The organism is Terrabacter sp. P5_B1 (genome assembly GCF_056400505.1).
The window spans coordinates 1-5951 of the sequence record NZ_JBFULD010000269.1; the positions used below are offsets into that span (position 1 = coordinate 1).

6 protein-coding genes are annotated in these 5951 nt (G+C 72.6%); all 6 read left to right on the forward strand.

Going from position 1 to position 5951, the window contains the following annotated elements:
- Window positions 1-861 (forward strand): glycosyltransferase family 4 protein (locus AC1DP0_RS16805; RefSeq protein ID WP_478086414.1); only part of this gene is annotated, 861 nt, incomplete at its 5' end.
- Between the two features lie 11 nt (window positions 862-872).
- The gene (locus AC1DP0_RS16810; RefSeq protein WP_478086418.1) at window positions 873-2627 is read left to right on the forward strand and encodes a CTP synthase; all 1755 of its coding nucleotides are present in this window, start codon (window positions 873-875) and stop codon (window positions 2625-2627) included.
- 7 nt (window positions 2628-2634) lie between these two features.
- Window positions 2635-3312, forward strand: coding sequence for an NUDIX domain-containing protein (locus AC1DP0_RS16815; RefSeq protein ID WP_478086424.1), 678 nt, complete (start codon window positions 2635-2637; stop codon window positions 3310-3312).
- A gap of 29 nt (window positions 3313-3341) precedes the next feature.
- On the forward strand, window positions 3342-3731 hold the full coding sequence (locus AC1DP0_RS16820; RefSeq protein ID WP_478086428.1) for a YchJ family protein: 390 nt from the start codon (window positions 3342-3344) through the stop codon (window positions 3729-3731).
- A gap of 46 nt (window positions 3732-3777) precedes the next feature.
- Entirely contained in the window at window positions 3778-3921 is a 144-nt protein-coding gene (locus AC1DP0_RS16825) for a hypothetical protein (protein ID WP_478086430.1), read from the forward strand.
- A 156-nt stretch (window positions 3922-4077) separates the two neighbouring features.
- Window positions 4078-5907 carry an aspartate--tRNA ligase gene (gene aspS / locus AC1DP0_RS16830; RefSeq protein ID WP_478086432.1) on the forward strand — a complete coding sequence of 610 codons (1830 nt, stop codon included), beginning with the start codon at window positions 4078-4080 and terminating at the stop codon, window positions 5905-5907.
- Window positions 5908-5951 lie beyond the last annotated feature (44 nt).

The window sequence follows — 5951 nt, forward strand, 5'->3', positions numbered from 1 at the left end:
GCCGTCGCGCGCGCACGGCCCCAGCCCCGGCTCGTCGTGTCCCTGCACAACGCCCTGCCGCCGATCCCGCGATCCGCGCCGGCCCGCGCCGGAGCGGCCCTGACCCGCCGCCTGCTCGAGTGGTCGCTGCGCCGGGCCGACCTCGTCACCGGGGCGAGCGCCGACCTCGTCGAGCTCGCCGTCTCGCTGGGGGCGCGCCGGACCGAGCTGGCCACCGTCGCGTCGGCGGCCGTCGTCGGCCTCCTGCAGTCGGAGCCCCTCGCCCCGACCGAGCGGGGTGCCCTGCTCGCCGGAGCCGGCATCAGGCCCGACCGGCCGCTCGTGCTCACCGTCTCGCGCATCGCCCCGCAGAAGGACCTCCCGACGCTCGTGCGGGCCGCCCGGCTCTCCCGGGTCCCCGCGACCTGGGTCGGCGTCGGTGCCGGCGACGAGCGGCTGCGCGCCCGACTCGAGCAGGAGGCGGACGGCATACGCCAGCGGGAGGGGGAGGGTCCCGTCGTCCGGTTCGTGGGGGCTCGCACCGACGTGGGCGACTGGCTCCGGGTTGCCGACGTGTTCGTCCTGACGAGCCGGTGGGAGGCCCGCGCGCTCGTCGTCCAGGAGGCCATGGCGGCCGGTCTCCCCGTGGTGGTGACCAGGACCGGTGGCCTCCCCGACCTCGTCGGCGACGCGGGTTGCCTTGTCGCCGTGGGCGACCCGTCCGCAGTGGCCGCCCAGGTGGACCTCCTGCTCTCGGACCCGGAGAACCGGGCRCGGCGAGGTGCCGCCGCACGGGCCCGCGCCGCGACGTGGGCGACTCCCGACGCCGAGACGCGCCGGTGGGTGGACCGCTACGCCGCGGACCCCGTCGGCATGACGTAGACTCGAAGCCCGTGGTGGAAACGACGAAGCACATCTTTGTGACCGGGGGCGTTGCCTCCTCTCTCGGCAAGGGCCTGACAGCCTCGAGCCTCGGGCGACTTCTCAGATCGCGGGGCCTGCGGGTCACGATGCAGAAGCTCGACCCCTACATCAACGTCGATCCCGGGACGATGAACCCGTTCCAGCACGGCGAGGTCTTCGTGACCGACGACGGGGCGGAGACCGACCTCGACATCGGTCACTACGAGCGCTTCCTCGACGTCAACCTCGTCGGCAGCGCCAACGTGACGACCGGACAGGTCTACAACCACGTCATCGCCAAGGAGCGCCGCGGCGAGTACCTCGGTGACACCGTCCAGGTCATCCCGCACATCACCAACGAGATCGTCGCCCGCATGCGCGCCCTCGCCACCGGAGGTCCGGACGCTCCGGACGTCATCATCACCGAGATCGGCGGCACCGTCGGCGACATCGAGTCGCTGCCCTTCCTCGAGGCGGCACGCCAGGTGCGTCACCTCATCGGCCGCGACAACAGCTTCTTCCTCCACGTCTCGCTCGTGCCCTACCTCGCGCCGAGCGGCGAGCTCAAGACGAAGCCGACCCAGCACTCCGTCGCCGCGCTGAGGCAGGTCGGCATCCAGCCCGACGGGCTCGTGCTGCGTGCCGACCGCGAGATCCCCGACCCGATCAAACGCAAGATCTCGCTCATGTGCGACGTCGACGTCACGGCGGTCGCCGCCTGCGTCGACGCACCGAGCATCTACGACATCCCCAAGGTGCTGCACCGCGAGGGGCTCGACGCCTACGTCATCCGGCGTCTCGGCCTGGGCTTCCGCGACGTCGACTGGACCGAGTGGGACCAGCTGCTCCAGCGCGTGCACGACCCGGAGCACGCCATCGAGATCGCCCTCGTCGGCAAGTACATCGACCTGCCCGACGCCTACCTCTCGGTCACCGAGGCGCTGCGCGCCGGTGGCTTCCACCACGATGCGAAGGTCGCGATCCGCTGGGTCGCCAGCGACGAGTGCCAGACCCCGGCCGGGGCCCAGCGGGCCCTCGGCGGGGTCGACGCGGTCCTGGTGCCGGGCGGCTTCGGCGTGCGCGGCATCGAGGGCAAGCTCGGCGCGCTGACGTGGGCACGCGAGAAGCAGGTCCCGACCCTCGGCATCTGCCTCGGGCTGCAGTGCATGGTCATCGAGTACGCCCGCACGGTCCTCGGCAACGAGGACGCGAGCTCGACGGAGTTCGACCCCGAGACGGCCCACCCGGTCATCGCGACCATGGAGGAGCAGAAGGCGTTCGTCGAGGGCGCCGGCGACCTCGGCGGCACGATGCGTCTCGGCTCCTACCCCGCCGCTCTCAAGGAGGGCAGCGTCACCCGCGCCGCCTACGGGCAGGCCGAGGTCCGGGAGCGCCACCGCCACCGCTACGAGGTGAACAACTCCTACCGCGACGACCTCGAGAAGGCGGGCCTCGTCTTCTCCGGCACGTCGCCCGACGGCATGCTCGTCGAGTTCGTCGAGCTGCCGCGTGAGGTCCACCCGTACTACGTGTCGACGCAGGCGCACCCCGAGTTCCTGTCGCGTCCCAACCGTGCGCACCCGCTCTTCGCCGGTCTCGTCGGCGCCGCCCTCGAGCGTCAGCGCAGTGAGCGGCTCGTGGAGGTCGAGCGCCACCGCGCCGCTGCCGACGCGGGCCGGGCGGAGCGTGACGGGGACGAGTACGCCTCGGTGTCCGCGTCGGGTGCCTCCTCGGACGCAGGCTGAACCGCCGGTGAGCCTGGACGCGCCGAGCGGCACGGGAGCCGACCTCGTCGAGGAGTGGACCGCCGAGCCGGTCCTCGAGTCGACGACGCCCTTCGAGGGGATCATCTTCGACGTCGTGCGCGAACGCGTCGACCTCGGCGCTGGGGGCGTGGTGACGCGCGACTTCGTGACGCATCCCGGAGCCGTCGCCGTGCTCGCCCTGCGTGAGCTGGACGGCGTTGACCACGTGCTCATGATCCGGCAGTACCGACACGCGACCGGGGGTCACGTGTGGGAGCTGYCCGCCGGCCTGCTCGACGTCGACGGCGAGCCGCCGTGGGAGGCCGCCGCACGCGAGCTCGCCGAGGAGGTGGACCTGACGGCCGACGAGTGGCACGTGCTGGCCGACGACATCACGTCACCCGGCGCGTTCCCCGAGCCCGTGCGGATCTTCCTCGCCCGCCGCCTGCGGGAGGTGGCGGCTGCCGACGCGCACGAGCGCACGGCGGAGGAGCTCAGCCTGCGACCGCTGTGGGTGCCGCTCGACGACGCCGTCGACGCGGCTCTCGCCGGCCGCATCAGCAACTCCGCCACGCTCGTCGGGCTGCTCTCCGCGGGCCTGTCCCGCGGCCGTGGCTGGTCGACGTTGCGGCCGCACGACGCGCCGTGGCCGGCCCGCGAGGCCCAGCGCGCAGCGCGGTCGTGACCAGCGGGCCGCTGGGGACTGCCAGACCCGTGACGTGCCCCTGCGGCACGGGGGCGGCGTATGCCGTGTGCTGCGGCCCCCTGCACGCGGGGGATCGCTCGGCCTCGACCGCCGAGGAGCTGATGCGCTCCCGCTACACGGCCTTCGCGGTCGGTGATGCGGCATACCTCGTGCGGACGTGGCACCCGAGGACCCGCCCCGACGATCTCGAGCTCGACGCGGCGACCCAGTGGGCCTGTCTCACCGTGCTCCGGACGGAGCGCGGAGGCCCGGACGATGACGACGGCGTCGTCGAGTTCGTCGCGCGGTGGTCCGAACCATCAGCGGGGGCCGCGCGTCGTCGCGGTGAGATGCACGAGGTCAGCCGCTTCGCCCGTCGCGCGGGCCGGTGGCTCTACGTCGACGGCGAGCAGCACTGAGGCGTTCGCGGCCGCCGGCGTCGTCGCCGTCCCCATCGTCGACCCGGTGTCCGAGCGCACCGTGAGCCTCGTCCGGCGACGCACCATGACCGACCGCCCGGCGCTCGCGGCGACCGTCGCGGCCCTGGCCTCCGAGGCCGCGGGTGTGGGAGCGCTGCACGGCGGAAGGGCCGGGGCGCGGGCGGTCTAGGATTGGTCCTCGGTGCCCACCGCCGACGTGCGGGCCGGGTGCCCTGCTCGTCCACTGCTCGTCCACTGCTCGTCCACTGCTCGTCCACTGCTCGTCCACCACCCAGCCGTGGTGGCCCGCCGTGCCGCCCGAACCCATGTCCCGGAAGGACCCTCCGTGCTCCGCACTCACGAGGCCGGCACTCTCCGTGCCGACCACGCAGGCCAGACCGTCACCCTCACCGGTTGGGTGGCGCGGCGTCGAGACCACGGCGGGGTCGCCTTCCTCGACCTGCGCGACGCCTCTGGCGTGGCCCAGGTGGTCGCGCGCGACGAGGTGCTCGCCCAGGGCGGCGCCCACGACGTGCGCAACGAGTTCTGCGTCAAGGTCACCGGCGAGGTCCGCACCCGCCCCGAGGGCAACGCCAACCCCGACCTGCCGACCGGTGAGATCGAGGTCATCGTCAGCGACCTCGAGGTCCTCAACCCCGCGGCACCGTTGCCCTTCCAGATCGACGAGCGGGTCACCGTCGGCGAGGAGGCCCGCCTCAAGCACCGCTACCTCGACCTGCGTCGTCCCGGCGCGAGCTCGGCCGGTGCCGCGATCCGCCTGCGCTCCAAGGTGAACGCTGCCGCGCGCGAGGTGCTCGGTGCCCGCGACTTCGTCGAGATCGAGACGCCGACACTCACCCGGTCGACCCCAGAGGGTGCCCGCGACTTCCTCGTGCCGGCCCGTCTCGCACCGGGCTCCTGGTACGCCCTGCCGCAGAGCCCGCAGCTGTTCAAGCAGCTGCTCATGGTGGCCGGCATGGAGCGCTACTACCAGATCGCCCGCTGCTACCGCGACGAGGACTTCCGCGCCGACCGGCAGCCGGAGTTCACCCAGCTCGACGTCGAGATGAGCTTCGTCGACCAGGACGACGTCATCGAGCTCAGCGAGGCGATCATCGCGGCGCTGTGGCGGCTCATCGGCGTCGAGCTCGACGCACCCTTCCAGCGGATGACCTACCACGACGCGATGGCCCGCTTCGGCTCCGACAAGCCCGACCTGCGCTTCGGCAACGAGCTCGTCGAGTGCACCGACTACTTCAAGGACACCACCTTCCGCGTCTTCCAGTCCGACTACGTCGGCGCGGTCGTCATGCCCGGCGGGGCGAGCCAGCCCCGCAAGCAGCTCGACGCCTGGCAGGAGTGGGCCAAGCAGCGCGGCGCCCGCGGCCTCGCCTACGTCCTCGTCCAGGAGGACGGTGAGCTCGGCGGCCCGGTCGCCAAGAACCTCACCGACGCCGAGCGGGCCGGCCTCGCCGACCACGTCGGCGCGCAGCCCGGCGACTGCATCTTCTTCGCGGCCGGTGCCGCCAAGGCGTCGCGGGCGCTGCTCGGCGCTGCCCGCCTCGAGATCGGCAAGCGCTGCGGTCTCATCGACGAGGACGCCTGGAGCTTCCTCTGGGTCCTCGACGCACCGCTCTTCGAGCCGGCCGCCGACGCGACAGCCTCGGGTGACGTCGCCCTCGGGTACAGCGCATGGACCGCGGTGCACCACGCCTTCACGTCACCGAAGAAGGAGTTCGAGGACACCTTCGACAGCGACCCCGGCTCGGCGCTCGCGTACGCGTACGACATCGTCTGCAACGGCAACGAGATCGGCGGCGGCTCGATCCGAATCCACCGCCGCGACGTTCAGGAGCGGGTCTTCCAGGTGATGGGCATCTCGCAGGAGGAGGCCCAGGAGAAGTTCGGCTTCCTCCTCGAGGCCTTCGCCTTCGGCGCCCCGCCGCACGGCGGCATCGCCTTCGGCTGGGACCGCATCGTCTCACTCCTCGCGCACACCGACTCGATCCGCGACGTCATCGCCTTCCCGAAGTCCGGTGGCGGCTACGACCCGCTGACCGCCGCGCCCGCGCCGATCACGCCCGAGCAGCGCAAGGAGGCCGGCGTCGACGCGAAGCCGGCCGGGTCGGCTCCCGCCCCCCAGGGCGCACCCGAGGTCAGCCCGAAGCAGAGCTGAGCCCGGGGCTCGTCGTGGGCTGACCTCGGTCCGGAGTCGTATGC